We start from the raw sequence: 1101 nt of genomic DNA on the forward strand, positions 1-1101 counted from the left end.
TGTACGCTGGATTACGATGTTTAGCCATAAATCACCTCTCAATTAGACCCTAGATCTAACTTAGTAAAGTGTCTACTAAACGTGGGGTACTCGGGCATATAACGCCCGCCTAAGGGGCTGACAACGCAAACAACCACACTAAAACTAACCAACCGTAACCTCAAATACCATTAAAACCAAAAATGGCGAGCGTTGGAAGTCCCGCTTGAGGCGTTTGTTATGCATTTCTAACACCACACTCAGAATTTAGTAACTGACCAATTTCTATAAGTTGATTTTTAACGTCTAGACCATACTTCAATACATCAATCGCCCACTTTTGTTCATAAAAACAGCCAGCATAAGAAAAGGGCTTAATTCTTATTGATGCTCGACTTTCGAGTAAATCTAATTGACGGTTAAATTGAACAAGGTTTCTATGTTTGATTGTATTAACAAAGCTATTCACATACTGATACTCAAAACTAGCTAAGATTTTTTCTAGCTCTGTTTTTACCTTACCATTGGGTAAGGACTTGCACACCTTGCAAATGTCACATGAATGGATTGGTATAGGTTCATGAACCAAAAGAGCATTTAGCAATTGAGCGAGAATATCGTACATCGAACGTACATTTTGAAGGGCTGCATGTAAATGCGCTTGAGCACTAATCACTTCATTCTCTACATCAGTTCTTTCAGAACCCATTGAAAAAACGAGTCTCATCGCCATTTCGGGATCATCTGAATCTAATCGACTGATTAAACTGAATGCTTCAACTTTATGAAACTCGAATATCTTAATTATACGGCATACAGAATCAAGATATTCAATGTAGTGTTCCGGTTGTTCTCCAAGTAAATCCAGATGATATTTTAACTCTCGAATATTCCACATATTTCCACCAAATGCATAACGCCGCATTAAGGGGCAAGCAACGCAAACCACTGCGCTCAAACTAGCCTGCCGTAACCTCAAATACCCACCCAAACCAAAAAATGCCACGCGTTGATTGTCCCTCTTAAATCACGGAAACCGCATGAACATCACTGCCCTGTAAGGCTTTCGAGAACCTTACTTAAGTAGTTTTCATCCATTGCGCAGTTCATCCGTTTACGTTT

At 39.4% G+C, this 1101-nt stretch carries 1 protein-coding gene; it reads right to left on the reverse strand.

Going from position 1 to position 1101, the window contains the following annotated elements; all coding sequences use genetic code 11:
- Positions 1-217 precede the first annotated feature (217 nt).
- The gene (locus tag B5D54_RS16820; RefSeq protein WP_139364809.1) at positions 218-985 is read right to left on the reverse strand and encodes a hypothetical protein; all 768 of its coding nucleotides are present in this window, start codon (positions 983-985) and stop codon (positions 218-220) included.
- Positions 986-1101: the final 116 nt, after the last annotated feature.

It is taken from the genome of Vibrio cincinnatiensis DSM 19608 (assembly GCF_900167345.1).
Classification (GTDB): Bacteria; Pseudomonadota; Gammaproteobacteria; order Enterobacterales; family Vibrionaceae; genus Vibrio; species Vibrio cincinnatiensis.